This is a genomic window from Seohaeicola sp., from assembly GCF_048006315.1.
Taxonomy (GTDB): Bacteria; Pseudomonadota; Alphaproteobacteria; order Rhodobacterales; family Rhodobacteraceae; genus Seohaeicola.
Genome location: NZ_CP180350.1, coordinates 2,285,098 through 2,303,375 on the forward strand (window position 1 = coordinate 2,285,098; position 18,278 = coordinate 2,303,375).

At 60.8% G+C, this 18,278-nt stretch carries 20 protein-coding genes; 3 read left to right on the forward strand and 17 right to left on the reverse strand.

Annotated elements, in window-relative coordinates:
- Positions 1–11: 11 nt before the first annotated feature.
- The 4 genes from paaD to paaA all read right to left on the reverse strand — a co-directional run bounded on the left by paaD (position 12) and on the right by paaA (position 2,592).
- Positions 12–509 carry a 1,2-phenylacetyl-CoA epoxidase subunit PaaD gene (gene paaD / locus ACMUJL_RS11555; protein WP_375573930.1) on the reverse strand — a complete coding sequence of 166 codons (498 nt, stop codon included), beginning with the start codon at positions 507–509 and terminating at the stop codon, positions 12–14.
- Complete coding sequence (gene paaC, locus ACMUJL_RS11560; RefSeq protein ID WP_375568147.1) at positions 503–1,249, reverse strand: 1,2-phenylacetyl-CoA epoxidase subunit PaaC; 747 nt, start codon at positions 1,247–1,249, stop codon at positions 503–505. Before paaC ends, paaD begins: the two co-directional genes overlap by 7 nt.
- Positions 1,249–1,533 carry a 1,2-phenylacetyl-CoA epoxidase subunit PaaB gene (paaB, locus tag ACMUJL_RS11565; protein ID WP_375568145.1) on the reverse strand — a complete coding sequence of 95 codons (285 nt, stop codon included), beginning with the start codon at positions 1,531–1,533 and terminating at the stop codon, positions 1,249–1,251. The genes paaC and paaB overlap by 1 nt, the downstream gene beginning before the upstream one ends.
- A 75-nt stretch (positions 1,534–1,608) precedes the next feature.
- Complete coding sequence (paaA, locus tag ACMUJL_RS11570) at positions 1,609–2,592, reverse strand: 1,2-phenylacetyl-CoA epoxidase subunit PaaA (protein WP_375568143.1); 984 nt, start codon at positions 2,590–2,592, stop codon at positions 1,609–1,611.
- 116 nt (positions 2,593–2,708) lie between these two features.
- Here paaA and ACMUJL_RS11575 point away from each other — a divergent pair, with 116 nt between their 5' ends.
- Positions 2,709–3,566: an SDR family oxidoreductase gene (locus tag ACMUJL_RS11575; RefSeq protein WP_068288242.1), complete on the forward strand. Its 858-nt coding sequence runs from the start codon at positions 2,709–2,711 to the stop codon at positions 3,564–3,566.
- Positions 3,563–4,195 carry an exopolysaccharide biosynthesis protein gene (locus ACMUJL_RS11580; RefSeq protein ID WP_375568141.1) on the forward strand — a complete coding sequence of 211 codons (633 nt, stop codon included), beginning with the start codon at positions 3,563–3,565 and terminating at the stop codon, positions 4,193–4,195. Before ACMUJL_RS11575 ends, ACMUJL_RS11580 begins: the two co-directional genes overlap by 4 nt.
- Positions 4,196–4,204: 9 nt before the next feature.
- Here ACMUJL_RS11580 and dxs read toward each other — a convergent pair whose 3' ends face one another.
- The 6 genes from dxs to ACMUJL_RS11610 are packed head-to-tail and all read right to left on the reverse strand — an operon-like array spanning position 4,205 to position 9,451.
- On the reverse strand, positions 4,205–6,130 hold the full coding sequence (gene dxs, locus ACMUJL_RS11585) for a 1-deoxy-D-xylulose-5-phosphate synthase (protein WP_416914265.1): 1,926 nt from the start codon (positions 6,128–6,130) through the stop codon (positions 4,205–4,207).
- 28 nt (positions 6,131–6,158) lie between these two features.
- Positions 6,159–7,025, reverse strand: a complete 867-nt coding sequence (locus ACMUJL_RS11590) for a polyprenyl synthetase family protein (protein ID WP_375568137.1) — start codon at positions 7,023–7,025, stop codon at positions 6,159–6,161.
- The gene (locus ACMUJL_RS11595; RefSeq protein ID WP_375568135.1) at positions 7,026–7,268 is read right to left on the reverse strand and encodes an exodeoxyribonuclease VII small subunit; all 243 of its coding nucleotides are present in this window, start codon (positions 7,266–7,268) and stop codon (positions 7,026–7,028) included.
- Positions 7,265–8,200 (reverse strand): histone deacetylase family protein, encoded by a 936-nt coding sequence (locus tag ACMUJL_RS11600; RefSeq protein WP_375568133.1) that lies wholly within the window; start codon positions 8,198–8,200, stop codon positions 7,265–7,267. The genes ACMUJL_RS11595 and ACMUJL_RS11600 overlap by 4 nt, the downstream gene beginning before the upstream one ends.
- 55 nt (positions 8,201–8,255) lie before the next feature.
- Positions 8,256–8,957 (reverse strand): response regulator, encoded by a 702-nt coding sequence (locus ACMUJL_RS11605; RefSeq protein WP_375568131.1) that lies wholly within the window; start codon positions 8,955–8,957, stop codon positions 8,256–8,258.
- Entirely contained in the window at positions 8,954–9,451 is a 498-nt protein-coding gene (locus tag ACMUJL_RS11610) for a MarR family winged helix-turn-helix transcriptional regulator (protein ID WP_068288650.1), read from the reverse strand. Before ACMUJL_RS11610 ends, ACMUJL_RS11605 begins: the two co-directional genes overlap by 4 nt.
- Before the next feature lie 212 nt (positions 9,452–9,663).
- Between ACMUJL_RS11610 and ACMUJL_RS11615 the strand changes: the two genes are divergently transcribed.
- Entirely contained in the window at positions 9,664–10,530 is an 867-nt protein-coding gene (locus ACMUJL_RS11615; RefSeq protein WP_375568128.1) for a branched-chain amino acid aminotransferase, read from the forward strand.
- 54 nt (positions 10,531–10,584) lie between these two features.
- On the opposite strand, the gene cobO is transcribed toward ACMUJL_RS11615, so the two are convergent.
- From cobO to ACMUJL_RS11650, 7 genes are all read right to left on the reverse strand, one after another.
- Positions 10,585–11,184: a cob(I)yrinic acid a,c-diamide adenosyltransferase gene (gene cobO / locus ACMUJL_RS11620; RefSeq protein WP_416914266.1), complete on the reverse strand. Its 600-nt coding sequence runs from the start codon at positions 11,182–11,184 to the stop codon at positions 10,585–10,587.
- Between the two features lie 67 nt (positions 11,185–11,251).
- Positions 11,252–12,028: an SDR family oxidoreductase gene (locus ACMUJL_RS11625; RefSeq protein ID WP_375568124.1), complete on the reverse strand. Its 777-nt coding sequence runs from the start codon at positions 12,026–12,028 to the stop codon at positions 11,252–11,254.
- 4 nt (positions 12,029–12,032) lie between these two features.
- Complete coding sequence (locus ACMUJL_RS11630; RefSeq protein WP_068288268.1) at positions 12,033–12,968, reverse strand: ABC transporter permease; 936 nt, start codon at positions 12,966–12,968, stop codon at positions 12,033–12,035.
- A 5-nt stretch (positions 12,969–12,973) separates the two neighbouring features.
- Positions 12,974–14,290: an ABC transporter permease gene (locus ACMUJL_RS11635; protein WP_068288271.1), complete on the reverse strand. Its 1,317-nt coding sequence runs from the start codon at positions 14,288–14,290 to the stop codon at positions 12,974–12,976.
- Positions 14,291–14,382: 92 nt separating this feature from the next.
- A complete protein-coding gene (locus ACMUJL_RS11640) occupies positions 14,383–15,456 on the reverse strand; it encodes an ABC transporter substrate-binding protein (protein ID WP_375568121.1) in 1,074 nt (357 codons plus the stop codon).
- Positions 15,457–15,570: 114 nt separating this feature from the next.
- A complete protein-coding gene (locus ACMUJL_RS11645) occupies positions 15,571–16,626 on the reverse strand; it encodes an ABC transporter ATP-binding protein (protein ID WP_416914267.1) in 1,056 nt (351 codons plus the stop codon).
- A 220-nt stretch (positions 16,627–16,846) separates the two neighbouring features.
- A complete protein-coding gene (locus ACMUJL_RS11650; protein ID WP_375568119.1) occupies positions 16,847–18,217 on the reverse strand; it encodes an aspartate aminotransferase family protein in 1,371 nt (456 codons plus the stop codon).
- Positions 18,218–18,278: the final 61 nt, after the last annotated feature.

Here is an 18,278-nt window from a genome sequence, read left to right on the forward strand (position 1 = left end):
TCCTTCCGTGGTCAGATGCATTTGAAATAGTCGAATGGTTCGGCACAGGACCTGCAACGGTAATGCGCCTTGCAGGCCGTCGAGCCGAACTCGCTCACCTTCTCGGTATCGGTGCTGCCGCATTTGGGGCAAGCGACCGTCACCTCGCCGAACAGGGACCGGATTGATCCCGAGGATTTGACCGGTGGCGCGATGCCGTAATCGCGCAGCTTCTCGCGCCCGGCCTCGGTGATCCAGTCGGTGGTCCAGGGCGGGCTGAGAACCCGCTCTATCCGGGCCTCGAAACCAGCATCGCGCAAGGCGGCCTCGACCGCCAGTTCGATCGCCAGCACGGCCGGGCAGCCCGAATAGGTCGGTGTGACTCCGGCCACGGCAACGCCGTTTTCGACCCTGACCCAGCGCAAGATGCCCAGATCCGCCACCGTCACGCAGGGCACTTCGGGGTCGGGAACGGCGGCTGCCGCCTCCCAGGCCGCCTCGGCGCTGCCCTGCCAGCAGACAGTCACCAGCGGGCCCCCGGATGGGCGCGGTGCACAACCTGCATCTCGGCCAGCAGATGGCCCAGCGCCTCGTTATGGATACCCTCGCGCCCGCCACGCTGCGCATAGGCCGCCTTGGGTTGTTCCAGCAGCGCCTCGGCAAAAACCTCGGATACGGTGCGTTCCCATGTGTCGCGCAAATCGGCGCGCACCGGCAGAACACCGGCTGCTTCCGCCATGCGCGCGGCGTCGGAACTGTCGAACAGTTCATCCACATAGATGTGAAGCGCCTCGACAGCATCGCGCATCCGTGCGGCGCTTTCCTCGGTCCCGTCACCCAGACGGATGACCCATTCACCCGCATGGCGAATGTGATAGGCCATTTCCTTTTCCGCCTTGCCCGCAACACCGCGCACGGTCTCATCCGCGCTGTTCAGGGCCGCCAGCCAATAGGGACGCATGAACGCTGCAAAATAGAACTGCCGCAGCATGGTATGCGCGAAATCCTCGTTCGGACGTTCCACCAGCAGGCAGTTGCGATACTCCCGCTCGTCACGCAGATAGGCCAGATCGTCCTCGGACCTTCCCTTGCCTTCCAGCTTGCCCGCGTGATCATAAAGCGTGCGTGCCGTACCGATCAGGTCCAGCCCCATGTTCGGCATGGCCAGGTCTTCTTCCAGCATCGGTGCGTGACCGCACCATTCGCTGATCCGGTGACCCAGCACCAGGTGATCATCCGCCAGTTCCAGCAGCGCTTCCCAGACAGCCATCACATATGCCCCACATCTTCGGGGATGTCGTAGAAGGTCGGGTGACGATAGATCTTGTCGGCGGTCGGTTCGAAATTCTCGGCCGTCTGATCGGGATCGGATGCCGTGATCGCGGCCGAAGGCACGACCCAGATCGAATTCCCCTCGCCGCGCCGCGTGTAGACATCGCGCGCCGATTGCAGGGCCATCACCTCATCTGCGGCGTGCAGGCTGCCGACATGTTTATGCGCCAGACCATTGCGCGGACGGATGAAGACTTCCCAAAGCGGTGTTGTAGCAGTCATCGCCTGCTCCTTCTTCTTGCATGAAATATCCCGGGGGGGTCCCGCAGGGACGGGGGGCAGCGCCCCCCTTGTTTCTTACTCGGCCGCGATCTTGCGGGCGCGGCGTTTCTCGGCATGGGCAAGCGCGGCCTCGCGCACCCATGCTCCATCGTCCCATGCCTTCCTGCGGGCCTTGATCCGGTCCTTGGCCATCGGGCCATGACCCTTGACCACACGCCAGAACTCGTCCCAGTCGATGGTCCCATGATCATAGCCGCCCTTGTCCTCGTTCCACTTCAGGTCCGGGTCAGGGATCGTCAGGCCCAGGTATTCGGCCTGCGGCACAGTGGCATCGATGAACTTCTGGCGCAGTTCGTCATTCGTGAAGCGCTTGATCTTCCAGGCCATCGACTGGTCGGAATGTTGGCTGTCCGCATCATGCGGGCCAAACATCATCAGTGAGGGCCACCACCAGCGGTTCAGGCTGTCCTGTGCCATGGCCTTCTGTTCCGGCGTGCCCTGGGCCAGGGTCATCACGATCTCGTAGCCCTGGCGCTGATGGAAGCTTTCTTCCTTGCAGACACGGATCATCGCGCGGGCATAAGGACCAAAGGAACAACGGCACAGCGGGATCTGGTTCATGATTGCCGCACCATCCACCAGCCAGCCGATGGTGCCCATATCGGCCCAGCTGAGCGTGGGGTAGTTGAAGATCGACGAATACTTGGCCTTGCCGGACAAAAGCTCCTCGGTCATTTCCTCGCGGCTGACGCCCAGCGTCTCAGCGGCGGAATACAGGTAAAGGCCGTGCCCGCCTTCATCCTGCACCTTGGCCAGAAGGGCCGCCTTGCGGCGCAGGCTCGGCGCGCGGGTGATCCAGTTGCCTTCCGGCAGCATGCCGACGATTTCGGAATGCGCGTGCTGGCCGATCTGGCGGATCAGCGTCCGGCGATAGCCCTCGGGCATCTCGTCCTTGGGTTCGATCTTTTCCTCGGCGTCGATCCGCTTCTGGAAGCGGGCCAGAAATTCGGGTGTTTCCTCGGTCCGGCCATCAGCCCCGATCAGTCCTTGTGAGTACATGGAAGACTCCTCCGTTCGCTTCACATGTTATAAGTTACAAAAATTGAATCTCAAAGCATTTTTTGTAACACATCTTCCCTATTGCTTTCCGTTCGGGCCAGACACATCTAACGCGCATGGGAAAAACACTTTTGTCCTTTGGTCATGGTTACTCGGCCCGCGCGCTGGCGCGGCGGCTGCTGCCGCAAGGCTGGACCGTGCTGGGCACCACCCGCAACCCGGACAAGGCGCGGGCGCTCAAGGCTGAAGGCATCACCCCGATTCTCTGGCCGGATGGCGATTTGCGCGGCGCGCTGTCCAAAGCCAGCCATGTCCTGTGCTCCGCCGGACCCGAGGCCGATGGCGACCCGGTTCTTGCCCTTTTGCGTGATCAGATCGCGCGGGCCGCACCTCGGCTGGAATGGGTCGGCTATCTGTCCACCACTGGCGTCTACGGCGATCATGAGGGGGGGTGGGTCGATGAGGATACACCTCTGACTCCATCTACCCGGCGTGGGCGGATGCGGGTCGAGGCTGAACAGGCCTGGCAATCGATGCCCGGGTTGCCCCTGCACATCTTTCGCCTTGCCGGGATCTACGGACCGGGTCGCGGTCCTTTCGAAAAAGTCCGCAACGGCACCGCGCGGCGTATCATCAAGCCCGGCCAGGTCTTCAGCCGCATCCATGTCGACGATATCGCGCAGGTGCTTGAAGCATCGATCCACCGGCCCCGTCCCGGTGCGATCTATAACCTGTGTGACGATGATCCCGCCCCGCCGCAGGATGTGATCGGTCATGCAGCCGAACTTCTGGGACTGCCCTTGCCCCCTGAAGTGCCTTTCGATCAGGCCGATCTGACCCCGATGGCGCGCAGCTTCTACGCGGAAAGCAAGCGGGTCAGGAATGACCTGATCAAGACCGAACTGGGCGTGAAGCTGCTTCATCCCGATTACCGTCACGGGCTGCGCGCCCTTCTGGCAGGAGAGGCGGCGTGACACTCGATGCGCGCGTCCGGGGCATCGTCAAGTCGCCGGAACAGGAGGTCCCTCCGACCCTGACCACATTGCTTGCAAGCATAAGACCCTCGGAGGGCGAAGAAACCCTGAGCCTGCGGGACATCCTGTCGCGGATCGGGACACGGTCCTTCGCAGCGACACTGCTGGTACTGGGGCTGCTGATGGTCTCGCCGCTTTCGGCCATCCCTTTTCTGCCCTCGCTGGTGGCAGTGGTGATCCTGCTGATCGCGGGTCAGGCGGTGATGGGGCGGCATCACCTCTGGCTGCCCGATACCATCATGCGGCGCCGCATTTCCGCATCCAAGCTGGTGCGGGCGCTGGACAGCCTTGAACGACCCGCCGCCTGGATCGATGCGCACCGCAGCGGGCGCTGGACGGCATTGACACGTCAGCCGATTTCGCTGCTGGCCTACCTGGTCATCATTGCCGTCGCCTTGACCTGGCCGCCGCTGTCGCTTGTGCCATTCTCGACAACGCTCAGCGCCGTGGGGTTGTCGCTTCTTGCGGCAGGACAGACGCTGCGGGACGGCATCTTCGTGATGCTGGGTTACACCTATCTGGGGTTGCTGGTGACCGGTGTCAGCGTGGCGCTGGCGCGGGTGTTCTGACAGGCAGATCTATCCGCGCCGTGCCAGAACCTCGACACCGAGAACCTCGAGCACCTTGGCTTCGATATCCGCCGCATTCAGACCGGCCATGGCATACATATCCTCGGGACTGGAGTGATCGATGAAGGTATCGGGCAACACCATGGACCGGAACCGGAACCCGCGATCAAAGACGCCCTCATCGGACAGAAGCTGCGCCACATGGCTGCCGAAACCGCCAACGGCACCTTCTTCGATGGTGATCAGCGCCTCGTGATCCGCCGCCAGAGCCAGGATCATGTCGCGGTCCAGCGGCTTTGCAAAGCGGGCATCGGCCACGGTGGGCGTGATGCCGCGCGCCGAAAGCGCCTCGCATGCGGTCATGACCTCGGACAGGCGTGTGCCGAACGACAGGATGGCGACGCGCGCGCCCTGTTGGATCATCCTGCCCTTTCCGATTTCCAGAGGCTCGCCGCGTTCGGGCATCTCGACGCCAGTCCCCTCGCCACGCGGAAACCGGAAGGCAATCGGGCCGTCATCATGGGCCGCCGCAGTCGCGACCATATGCACCAGTTCAGCCTCGTCCGCCGCAGCCATCACGACGAAACCGGGCAGGTTCGCCAGGAACGCGACATCGAAGGCACCTGCATGGGTTGCCCCGTCGGCACCCACCAGACCCGCACGGTCGATTGCGAAGCGCACCGGCAGGCGCTGGATCGCCACGTCATGCACGACCTGGTCATACCCGCGTTGCAGGAAGGTGGAATACATCGCGCAGAATGGCCGCATCCCACCTGCCGCGAGCGCGGCCGAGAAGGTGACGCCATGCTGTTCGGCAATCCCCACGTCAAAGCAGCGCGATGGATAACGCTCGGCAAAGAGGTTCAACCCGGTCCCATCGGGCATGGCTGCGGTCACCGCACAGATCCTGCTGTCACCGGTGGCCTGATCCAGCAGCGCGCGCGCGAACACCGATGTATAGCTGGGCGCGTTCGACGGCGCCTTTTTCTGCACGCCGGTCAACACATCGAACTTGGCGGTGGCGTGCCCCTTGTCGCGCGCGGTTTCAGCCGGGGCATAGCCCTTGCCCTTCTTGGTGATCACATGGATCAGCATCGGCCCGGTCGCACGCGCCTTGACGGTCCGCAGCACCGGCAAAAGCTGGTCCAGATCATGCCCGTCGATCGGCCCCAGATAGGAAAAGCCCAGCGCCTCGAACAAGGTGCCGCCCACGGTAAAACCCTTGAGAAGATCCTTTGCGCGTTTTGCCCCTTCGCGGAAGGGTGGCGGCAACAGGCTGACCGCACCCTTGGCGGCGGCCTTGAATTCCTGGAACGGCTCGCCCGCGTAAAGACGACTGAGGTATGAGGACAGCGCACCAACCGGCGGGGCGATCGACATTTCGTTGTCGTTGAGGATCACGAACAACCGCTTCTTCAGGTGACCCGCGTTGTTCATCGCCTCGAAGGCCATGCCCGCCGACATCGACCCGTCGCCGATTACCGCGATCGCGTCGCCAAGCCCGGAGTCGATGCTGCCGCCCAGATCCCGCGCCACGGCAAAACCCAATGCAGCACTGATCGAGGTCGAGCTATGCGCCGCCCCGAACGGATCATAGGGCGACTCGGATCTCTTGGTGAAGCCGCTCAACCCGTCCTTCTGGCGCAGGGTACGGATACGCTCGCGCCGGCCAGTCAGGATCTTGTGCGGGTAGCATTGATGCCCCACGTCCCAGATCAGTTTGTCACGCGGCGTGTCGAAGACCGCATGCAGTGCGACGGTCAACTCCACGACGCCCAGCCCTGCACCCAGATGACCACCCGTGACGGATACAGCCGAGATCGTCTCGGCGCGCAGTTCCTGTGCCACCTGGTGCAATTCCTCGTCAGAGAAGCGCTTCAGGTCGGATGGCAGGTGAACCTGATCCAGCAAGGGGGTCTGGGGTCTGTCGGTCATCGGTGACCCCTCCGGGGGTTTTGTCGTCTCAATTATCGCGCGAGATAACGAACCGCGCCGCATCCCGCAAGTTTTCCGCTGCCCCGCCATAGACAGATAGCGCGTCGCAGGCATCCTGCACCAAGGCCTCGGCGCGGCGTTTCGCCCCGTCCAGACCCAGATGGCTGACGAATGTGGCCTTGCCGGCCTCTGCATCCTTCTGCAGCCGCTTTCCGGCGGCGGCTTCGTCCCCGGTCACGTCAAGGATGTCGTCCGCAATCTGAAAGGCAAGGCCAAGGGCCTGCGCGTAGGTGCGCAAAGGGTCCGCATCGGCACGCGCCATGACCGGACCGACCATGGCCGACCACCGGATCAAGGCGCCGGTCTTGCCGTTCTGCAACGCGATGATCTGATCCAGGCTCAGGGGCTGGTCCGCAGTTTCCGCGGCAATGTCCAGGGCCTGCCCAAGAACCATGCCCTGGGCCCCGGCCGCCTGCGCCATGCTCAGCACCAGGTCGGCACGCACCGCAGGATCTGTGTGACAATGCGGATGCGCAAGACATTCGAAGGCCAGCGTCTGCAGGGCGTCGCCAGTCAGGACGGCGGTTCCCTCGTCCCATTTGACATGCACGGTCGGGCGCCCCCGGCGCAGATCATCATCATCCATGCAAGGCAGATCATCATGCACAAGGCTGTAGGCATGGATCATCTCGATCGCTGCGGCGGGCCAGATGGCTTGGGCCGGATCGACCCCATGCAGGCGAGCGCCCTCCATCACCAGGAAAGCCCGCAAACGCTTGCCACCCTGACAGGTATAGCGCATCGCATCCGCGATCTGCCCTTCAAGCGGGGTCATCACGGTATCCAGATGCGCCTGCACCTGTGCCGCCACCTCTTGCAGCCGGACTTGAAACACTTACAGGCCTTCGACCGTTTTCAGGCCGGCCGGCTGGCCTTCGCCATCAAGGGTGATGGCGGCCACCTTTTCCTCGGCTTCCTTCAGCTTGGCCTCGCAGCGCTTCTTCAATTCGGCACCGCGTTCGTAAAGACGGATCGACTCGTCCAGCGCCACATCGCCACGTTCCAGCTGGCTGACGACGCCCTCCAACTCTTTCATCGCCTCCTCAAAGCTCAATTCGGCTACGGGCCTGTCAGTCATGCGCTTCTCTCCATCAACACATCCACATGCGCGGCAACCGAAGCCGCGAGCGCGTCCAGATCATAGCCACCCTCCAGGACCGATACAACGCGGCCCTGACACATCTCTTCGGCCAGATCGCACAAGCGTCCGGTGATCCAGGCAAAATCCTCGGTCCGCCACCGCAACTGCGCCAGCGGATCCGCCAGATGGGCATCAAAACCGGCCGAGACCAGGATCAGTTCGGGCTTGAGCGCGGACAGGATCGGAAAGACGCGACCCTCATAGGCGGCGCGCATCGTGGCACCCCCGCTGTCGGGCTCCAGCGGAATGTTGAAGATCGTGTCATGGGCGCCGCGCTCGGTTTCGGCGCCTGTCCCCGGCCAAAGTGGCGACTGATGCGAGGAAAAGAAGACCGCGCGCGGCTCCTCCCACAAAAGGTCCTGCGTGCCGTTGCCGTGGTGCACATCGAAATCGACCACGGCAACACGCGACAAGCCATGGTGATCAAGCGCATGTTTCGCGGCGATCGCCACCGTACCAAAGAGGCAGAAGCCCATCGGCGTCTCACGCTCGGCATGGTGACCGGGCGGGCGTGCCGCCACGAAGGCATTGCCCACATCACCGGCCAGAACGGCATCGACTGCCGCAATCGCCCCACCGACCGCCCGGCGTGCCGCCTCGACAGATCCGGGCGACATATGCGTATCGGCATCCAGTTGCCGCCAGCCGTTTGCCGGTTCGGCCGCAACGATGCGATCGATATAGGACTGTGGATGACACCGCAGCAGCGCCGCATCATCGGCAAGTGGCGCATGGAAGCGGGCCAGACCGGCATAACGGTCAGCAGACAGGGCGCGCTCTGCATAGGTCAGCCGCGCCACCTGCTCGGGATGGCCCGGCGGGGTCACGTGCCCCGAAAAGGCGTCGTGCGTCCAAAGCCCTGTGGTCATGCGCCACCTCTTTCCTTCATCTTCCCGGAATCCTCAAGTTCCCGGCCCGGCCTTCTCAGTCCGGTGCCAGCATATAGCCCGCGCCGCGCACCGTCTGCAGATAGCGCGGTTGCTTCGGATCCGCCTCGATCTTGCGGCGCAGGCGCGTGATCTGCACATCGACGGCACGTTCCTGCGCCTGGTCGCGATCGCGTCCAAGATCCTCGACCAGTTGCATCCGGCTCAGCGGCTCGCCCGGGCGGGCCGAGAAGATGCGCATCAACTGTGCCTCGGTCGCCGTCAGGCGGATCAGGCTGTCACCCTGCCACATCTCTCCGCGCTCGATATCATAACGCACAGCACCCATCTGCAGCACCTTCGGTGCGGTATTCACCGGCGCGGCCTCGGGCATGCGGCGCAGGATCGCGTTGATCCTGAGCAAGAGCTCCTTGGGCTCGAAAGGCTTTGCCAGGTAGTCATCGGCACCAGCCTCCAGCCCGGCAATCCGATCCGATGTCTCGCCCTTGGCCGTGAGCAGCAGGATGGGGGTTTGCCGTGTTTCCCGCAGGGCACGGGTCAGGCTGATCCCGTCCTCGCCCGGCATCATGACATCCAGAACGATCAGATCGAATTCCAGCCCCGAAAGAATGCGCCGGGCATGTGCCGCGTCACGCGCAGCCGAGACCATGAAACCGTGCCGCATCAGGAATTTCTGCAGCAGCCCGCGGATGCGTTCATCGTCATCGACGATCAGCAGATGGGAATCCTGTCGGCTCATGTCCCGCTATCCCGCAGCGCCTGATACTTGCGGCGCAGATCACCATCCATCATCGCCTCCAGAACCTGCCGGAAACCCGCCACGGCCTGTGGCCCCGCAGCGCGGTAGGCCGAACGCATGCGGGCCCTCTGCGCATCTGACAGCTTGCGCTCCAGCGCTTCGCCACCCTCTGTCAGATAGAGGTGCCGCTCGCGCTTGTCGGCCTTTCCGACCTTGCTTTCCACCAGCCCGTCTTCGACCAGCGTGCGCAGGACCCGGTTCAGCGACTGCTTGGTCACGCCAAGAAGAACCAGCAGGTTGTTCACCGTAGTGCCGGGGGCGCGATTGATGAAGTGGATCGCCCGATGGTGGGCCCGGCCATATGCCATGCCTGCGAGGATCCGATCGGGATCAGCCGTGAAGCCACGGTAAGCGAAGAACATCGCCTCGATTCCCTGGCGCAACTGCTCATCTGTCAGGAACAGAAGAGATTCACCGCCCGGCGCGTCCGACATCATGCCTTCCCCCTTCGGTTCAGTATGGTAATGTTCCGTCATGCGCGACAGCCCGTATGGACAGACTGCCTCAGATCAAGGCAGTTTAAGTCAGTCTTGTTGACATTCCAAGATGTAACTGGTAGCGAATCGCAGTTTCCACGCAACTTTATGTCCGAACCGGACATTTTGAACGCAATATTCGCAAAGCACGCGAGGCAGGGGAGTGACCGATGGCTGGATATGATGACCGCGATGGCAAGATCTGGATGGATGGCAAGCTGGTAGACTGGCGGTCCGCCAATGTGCACATCCTGACCCATGCGATGCATTACGCCAGCTCGGTCTTCGAGGGCGAGCGCTGCTACAACGGCAAGATCTTCAAAAGCCGCGAACATTCGGAACGTCTGCACTTCTCGGCAAGCTGCCTGGACTTCGAAATCCCTTTTTCGGTCGATGAGATCGAAGCCGCCAAGAAAGCCACGCTCGAGGCGAATGGCCTGACCGACGCCTATGTGCGCCCTATGGCCTGGCGGGGCGCGGGTGAAGACATGGGCGTGTCCTCGGCGCGCAACCCGGTGCATCTGGCCATCGCCGTCTGGGGCTGGGGCAACTACTATGGCGATGCCAAGATGAAGGGTGCCAAGCTCGACATCTCGAAGTGGAAGCGCCCCTCTCCCGAAACGATCCCGGTTCATGCCAAGGCGGCAGGTCTTTACATGATCTGCACCACGTCAAAGCATACCGCTGAGGCCAAGGGCTGTTCGGATGCGCTGTTCATGGATTATCGCGGCTATGTGGCCGAGGCGACCGGCGCAAACATCTTCTTCGTGAAGGATGGCGAGGTTCATACCCCGCTGGCCGATTGCTTCCTCAACGGGCTGACGCGCCAGACGGTCATCGGGATGCTCAAGGAAAAGGGCATCACCGTGCACGAGCGCCACATCATGCCCGAAGAGATGGAAAGCTTCCAGCAGTGCTGGCTGACCGGCACCGCCGCCGAAGTGACGCCCGTGGGCCAGATCGGCACCTATAGTTTCGAAGTGGGCGCGCTGACCCGTGACATCGCGGAAAGCTACGAAAAACTGGTTCGCAGCTGATCACCGGACCCGATCCCAGACTGGGGGCCGCCCTTGTGCGGCCCCTTTCGCATTTCAGAAGTCGACACCACGCTGCGCCTTGATCCCGGCCTGATAGGGATGCTTGACCTCGCGCATCTCGCTGACCAGGTCGGCGTAATCGCAAAGCGCCTGTGGCGCGTCGCGCCCTGTCAAGATCACGCCGCAACGCGGGTGGCGCGCCTCAAGCCCCGCGATCACCGCCTCTGGCGTCAAATAGTCATAGCGCAGCGCGATGTTGATCTCGTCCAGGACGATCAGATCGAAATCACCGCTTTCCATCATGTGCCGCGCCTTGGCAAAAGCCGCCTCGGCTGCCGCGATGTCACGGTCGCGGTCCTGTGTGTCCCAGGTGAACCCCTCGCCCATCGTGGCCCAGGTGACACCGCCCAGCTTGTCGAAAAACTGCTTCTCGCCGGTGATCCAAGTGCCCTTGATGAACTGGACGACCCCAACGGATTGCCCCCAGCCAAGCGCCCGTATCACCACCCCGAAGGCCGAGCTGGACTTGCCCTTGCCATCGCCCGTATGCACCAGGACAAGCCCGCGTTCGGGGTCGCCTGACTTTGCAATCTTTGCGCGCTGCACCTTTTGCAACGCTTTCATCTCGGCATTGTGCTTTTCAGCGTCGGACATGCACGCCCCTTCCCTGCTTCTTCTTGCCAAAAATATCCAAATTCCACCGGTGCAGCCCGCACCGGCATCAGCCGGGTTTCATCGCCCGCTGCAACTTGGCCATGCCACCGATCCAGCGGTCGTAGTTCTCGACCTTGGCGCGCATGTAATCCGCGACGGCAGGGTGTGGAAGGATAACAAAGCGTTCCAACCGGATTCCTTCGATCGCAGCGTCCGCCACGGTTTCGGCACTCAGCACGCCGTCGCCCAGTTGCGGGCCTTCGGGGATCCCCTCCAGCATCGGGGTCGCCACGCCCTGCGGACAGAGCATCGAGACGCGGATGCCGTCATCGCGGTGTCCGATGGCCAGACTTTCGGCAAAACCGACAGCCGCGTGTTTCGTCGTCGAATAGACCGCCGAACCCACCTGCGACAGCAGGCCCGCCGCCGAGATCGTGTGCAGGAAATAGCCACCGCCCCGCGCCTTCATCCGCGGGATCAGAACGCGCGCGGCATGGACATGCGCCATGACATTCACAGCCCAGGCACGGTCCCAGACCTGCGGATCCGCAAAGGCGATATTGTCGAATGTGGTATCCATGCCCGTCGCGATACCGGCATTCGAACACATGAGGTCGATGGGGCCATGGGTGGCTTCGACATGGTCGATTGCAGCGACGATCTGCGCCGGATCCGACACATCGCAAATCAGCGCTTCATCCACCCCTTCCGGGGTTTCTTCGGGCACACGCAGATCCGCGATGACCACGGAACGGGCACCGGCCTGCTTGAGCGCCCGCGCCAAGGCAAGGCCGATCCCCTGTGCGCCACCCGTGACGAGGGCGACCTTGCCGGCGATGTCCATGCTGTTAACCCGGGCTCATGCCGCGCAGACGTTCAGACCGCCGCCGCAGCAATTCGACTGTTGTCAGAAGCGCGATCGAGATCACGACAAGGATCGTGGCCACGGAGAGAATAGCAGGACTGATTTGCTCTCGGATCCCGTTCCACATCTGGCGAGGAATGGTTTGCTCATCCAGTCCGCCAACAAACAGAACCACGACCACTTCGTCGAATGACGTTACAAAAGCAAAGAGGCCCCCGGAAATCACACCCGGCAAGATGAGAGGCATCTGTACCTTGAAGAAAGTGGTGACAGGATCAGCCCCCATGCTCGCCGCAGCCCGCGTCAAGGAGTGATCAAACCCCACAAGAGTAGCCGTTACAGTGATGATCACGAAGGGGATACCCAACGTGGCATGCGCAAGGACGACGCCGAGATATGGAATTTTCCATCCAAAGATCGACCAATCCGCGATGCCTATTGCAGAGTAGAAGAAGAACAGCCCTGTCGCCGTAATGATGATCGGCACGATCATTGGCGAAATCAGCACAGCCATGATTGTACGGCGATATGGCATTTCCGGGCGGCTCAGTCCCAGGGCTGCGAATGTTCCCAAAGCCGTGGCAAGAAGCGTCGAGAATACGCCGATGATGATCGAGTTCTTTGTTGCGTTGATCCAGTTCGAGTTCGCCCAGGCATCAGCCCACCAGGCGCCATCCCGGACCACGTCCGGATCGACCATGCCAAACGTCAAAAGCAAATCGTACCAGCGCATCGAATAGCCGGTCGGATCCAGTTTCAGCATTTTTTCGGTGAACGTGAAATAGGGCTCCACGTTGAAGCTCAGCGGGATCACGACAAGGATCGGCGCGATCAGGAACAGAAAGATAAGGCCGCAAATTACCAAGTAGGCGTAGTGCCATATGCGTTCCAGCGTATCTGCGTGTTTTGGAAGTGCCATGAGACTCACCCTAGTTTCAGATTGTCGATCCCGATAAGGCGATCGTAGAGCCAGTACAGGATCAGAATTCCACCCAGAAGCAGGGCGGCCAAAGCGGCAGCAAGCGACCAGTTCAACGATTTCTGCATGTGGAACGCGATCAGGTTTGAAATCAGCTGTCCATCGGCGCCACCGACAAGGGCGGGCGTGATGTAGTAGCCAACGGCCAAGATGAAGACCAGGAGTGCTCCCGCACCTATGCCGGGCACGGTTTGTGGAAAGTAAATCCGCCGGAAAGCGGTCCAACTGGTCGCACCAAGACTGCGCGCGGCGCGCACATAACTGGGATTTATCGGACGCATCACCGAATACAGCGGCAGTATCATGAAAGGTAACAGGATATGGGTCATGGCGATCACTGTCCCAGCCTGATTATACATCATCTGTATTCTGTTCTCGTCGTCCAGAATTCCCAATCCCACCATTGCATCGTTAAGAACACCTTGGCTTTGCAAGAGGATCATCCAGCTTGTTGTACGCACCAAAAGTGATGTCCAGAATGGCAAGAGAACCAGGATCATCAGCAGGTTGGAATAGCGCAGGGGCAACGTCGCAAGCAGATGCGCAACCGGATAAGCCAGAACAAATGTCAGGAAGGTGATGACAAGCGACAGGATCAAGGTGCGCTGGAACAGCTTGACATAGACTTGACGGTTCTCGTTCACCATTTCTATGTCGCCGTTCGCGTTTCGCGTCATGTCGATCGCAGCAAGATAGAAGGTTGCCGTATAGGCGCTGGAAGCAGATCGCATGACCGTCCAAAGCTCTGGATTTTCCCAGTCAGGGTCGATCGCGATAATCGCTTCCTTGTACGGAGGCGCCAGTTTGTCAGCGTTCCGCGCTGTTTTCGTGAACAGTGAACGAGAGCCGGAAATCTCATAATTGATGCGCGTACCAGCCTGTCCCGCGGCGCGCTCTTTCTTGAGAACAACCATGTCTGCCGCCAGCGCGGCATAAGCGCTTTCGTCGATCTCGGATCCAGGGGGGTTTTCGTTGAACCACTCGGTGAGGTTCACCATGATCGGCGTACGCACACCCGTTCCGAAGTCCTCGGTCACGATAAAGCCGTCATTGTGCACGGATCTGTGCAGCATCTGGCCGATGGGCGCCACAAACGTGATCAGGATGAACAACAACAAAGGCAAAACAAGAAAGAAGGCTCGGCGTTTCGCCCGTGCCTCTGCATGGATCAGGGCCTCTTTCAGAGGCTTGCCATCTACAGTGGTCAGCAACAACTCGTTGGACGCGTTGCCAGTGCCCTGATTGGCCAATCCGTCTGTCATAGAGCAATCCCTTTATCCAGTGGATCGGGCCCCAGGAGAGCCCGATCCCATTTTCAAGGCAAACAGCCGTATACCGGCTGATCCGGCTGGAATTAGTTTGCCAGCCAGGCGTTGAACCGCTCGTTCAGCTCTGCGTCCTTGTCGACCCAGAACTCGAAGTTGTTGACCAGTGCATTGCCAAGGTTCTCTGCTGCGGTCGGCATATGTGTCGCCATTTCGGTCACACCATCCGAATACGTCCCCACCAGAGCGCCCGACGATTTACGTGCGGGACCGTAGGAGATCCAGCTGGCTTGATCCGCCAGACGCTGGGTGTCGGTCGAAAACGCAATGAACTGCATGGCTGCTTCCTTGTTCGGAGCACCTTTCGGTACAACAAACAGGTCGAAATCGAGGATTTGACCATCCCACACGACAACCAGCGGCTGCTTCTCGGCGATGGCTGCGTTGAAAATACGACCATTGTACGCCGTGGACATGGTGACCTCGCCATCAGCAAGAAGCTGCGGCGGCTGAGCGCCGGCTTCCCACCAGACGATATCCGACTTGATGCTGTCCAGTTTGGCGAATGCGCGATCCACGCCTTCATCAGTGTCCAGCACGCTGTAGACTTCGCTGGCCGGCACACCATCAGCCATCAAGGCCATTTCAAGAGTAGCTTTGGCCGACTTGCGCAAGCCGCGCTTGCCGGGGAATTTCTCGGTGTCGAAGAAATCGGCAATCGTGGTCGGTGCGGTGGGAACGCTGTTGCTGTTGTATGCGAACACGGTGGACCAAACGATGTTTGCCACTGCGCAATCCTGAAGCGCGCCTTCGATGAAGTCGTCGGTTGCAGGCGTTCCATCGGGTGCTGCAGGCAGCATCGACAGATCGATGGGCTCCAGCAGACCTTCGTCGCAAAGCCGTACGGCATCCGAGAATTCTACGTCCGCGACGTCAATAGTGACGTTGCCGGCTTCCACCTGCGCCTTGATCGGGGTTGCAGGGTTGTCCGCATCGACAGAGTTGATCTTGATGCCGGTCGTCGCGGTGAACGGCTTGTGGTAAGCCTCAACCTGGCTTTTCGTATAGGCGCCACCCCACGACATCACTGTCAGTTCCTGCGCCGTTGCAGAGAATGCGATTCCGCTCAGCGCGGTCGCCATCAGAGCTGTTTTGATTTTCATTCAGTTAACTCCCATTGTTACCCGTATTGTTATTAAAGAGGCGGTGCTGCGGGCGTCACATCCGCTTCTCTACTTGCCTGGATACCTTTTCAGAGGTTGCCCTCCAAACGATCATCAAGCGTCAAGCGCCCGGCAATCCTGTGGCAACCATCCAATGTCGATCTGCTGACCCGGCCTCAAGCGCACTTGATCGGGTGCGTTTCTAGTTTTCACGATAAACTCATCGTTGCCGGCAACCCGCAAACGCGTGCGGAAAATGTCGCCCATGTAGATGAACTCCATCACTTCAGCCTTGAGTGTGTGCGCACCAGGCTTCAGACGATCCTTGTTGAATTCAACCCGCTCCGGGCGAATGGACACGCGCGTACGTTCGCCCGGCTTGGACACGTTGACAGGCTTGGCGTCGATCACCTCGCCGCCGTCCAGCTTGACGATGCAGGTATCGCCCTTGATCTCCTGGACGACGCCGTCCATCGTGTTGTTCTCGCCGATGAACTGCGCGACAAAACTGTTCTGCGGCTGTTCATAAAGCACATCAGGCGGGGCAAGCTGCTGGATCCGGCCATCGTCGAACACGGCAACACGGTCCGACATGGTCAGCGCCTCGGTCTGGTCATGGGTCACGTAAACGGTCGTAATCCCCAGGTTGTGGGCCAATCGCGTGATCTCGAACTGCAGGGTTTCGCGCAGCTGTTTGTCCAGCGCGCCAAGCGGCTCGTCCATCAGGACCAGTTCGGGTTCAAACACCAAGGCGCGGGCCAGCGCGATGCGTTGCTGCTGCCCCCCCGACAATTGTGCCGGGCGGCGTCCATCGAACTTGCCCATCTGGACCATATCCAGCGCGCGCCGCACCTTCTCTTCGCGTTCGGATTTGCCGATCTTGCGCACTTCCAGAGGGAAGGACAGGTTTTCGGCAACGGTCATATGGGGGAACAGGGCGTAGTTCTGAAACACCATGCCGATGCCGCGCTTGTGCGGCGGGATGTTGTTGATCGGCTTGCCGTCCAGCAGGATCTCGCCATGGGTGGCGGTCTCGAACCCGGCCAGCATCATCAGGCAAGTCGTCTTGCCCGACCCGGATGGCCCCAGCATCGTCAGGAACTCACCCTTGGGCATCGTCAGGTTCAGGTCTTTGACCACCAGTGTTTCGCCATCGTAGCTTTTTTGCACGCGCTCAAAAGCTACGAACGCGTCGTTCGCACTTGATCCAGCCAATGTCGGCTCCCCGTTCGTTGTTACTGCGCAATCTTTGCCGCGCATTTACCCAAGACTAAAACGCGGCGTCCTGCAGGTTGCAACCCTTTTGCTGTGTCAAATCGCCAAATCCAAGTTTGACAGGCGAAATGGCTTTTCAAAATTCCCAATTCAGGAAATGTTCCTGACATCACTGTCAAGAAAATGCCTGGGATACAGATTTTGCGGTCTTTTCGACCACTTCGTCCGCCTCGGCACGGGTCAGACAGAATGGTGGCGCGAATCCCAGAATATCGCCCTGAGGCATGGCGCGCGCGATCACGCCATGGCCCAAAAGCGCCGCTGCGACCCGCGGTCCGACCTTCTCGGAGGGATCGAAGAACTCCCGTGTGTCGCGATCCTTCACCAACTCGACCGCGCAAAGCATCCCCTCACCGCGAACCTCGCCGACATGCGGGTGGTCGGCCAGTGCCGCACGCATCTGGGCGTTGAAGTAAGAGCCCACCTCGCCTGCGTTCTGCACCAGCTTGAGGTCATCCAGCAGTTTCAGGTTGGCAACGCCCGCGGCAGCGCCAACCGGATGCGCGGAATAGGTCCAGCCATGGCCGATCGGACCGTTCTCATCCGTGCCCTGCTCAAGCACTTTCCACATCCGATCCCCGACGATGGACCCGGACAGAGGCGCATAGGCAGATGTTAGTCCTTTGGCGATGGTGATCAGATCAGGCGAGATCCCATAGTGATCAGACCCGAACATGGTGCCCAGACGGCCAAAGCCAGTGACGACCTCATCGGCGACCAGCAGGATGTCATGCTTGCGCAGCACTTTCTGAATAGCGGGCCAGTAGCCCTCGGGTGGCGGCACGATGCCACCTGTGCCCAGAACAGGCTCGCCGATGAAGGCCGCGATGGTATCGGCCCCTTCCCGTTCGATCAGCGCCTCAAGCTCGGCCAACAGATGGGCGGTGAACAGCGCCTCGGTCATGTCGTCCTTCGGCCTGCGGAAGTAATAGGGCGCCTCGGTATGAATGACCTGCGCCAAAGGCAGGTCGAATTTCTTGTGAAACAGCTCCAGCCCGGTCAGCGATCCTGTCACCAGACCCGATCCGTGATACCCGCGCCAGCGGCTGATGATCTTCTTCTTGGCGGGCCGTCCCAGGATATTGTTGTAATACCAGATCAGCTTGACGTTGGTTTCATTGGCATCGGACCCGGACAGCCCGAAATAGACCTTGGACATGCCCGTTGGCGCGCGATCAAGGATCATCTTGGACAGGGTGATGCTGGCTTCGGTCCCGTGACCGACATAGGCGTGGTAATAGGCCAGTTCGCGCGCCTGATCGGCGATGGCCTCGGCGATCTCCTGACGTCCGTATCCGACGTTCACGCAGTAAAGGCCCGCGAACGCATCCAGCAGCCGCGTGCCATCGCGGTCGGTGATGTGGCATCCCTCGGCTGTCTTGATGATCCGTTGCGCGACATTGCCGCGCGCGAATTCGGCCAGATGGGTCGAAGGATGAAAGAAATTCTCGCGGTCCCATTGGGCCAGTTGATCGTTGGTCAGCATCTGCAGCCCCTTTTGGCGGTGATGTGAAATCCTAGTTGTGCACAACCTTTATGCGGCAGCG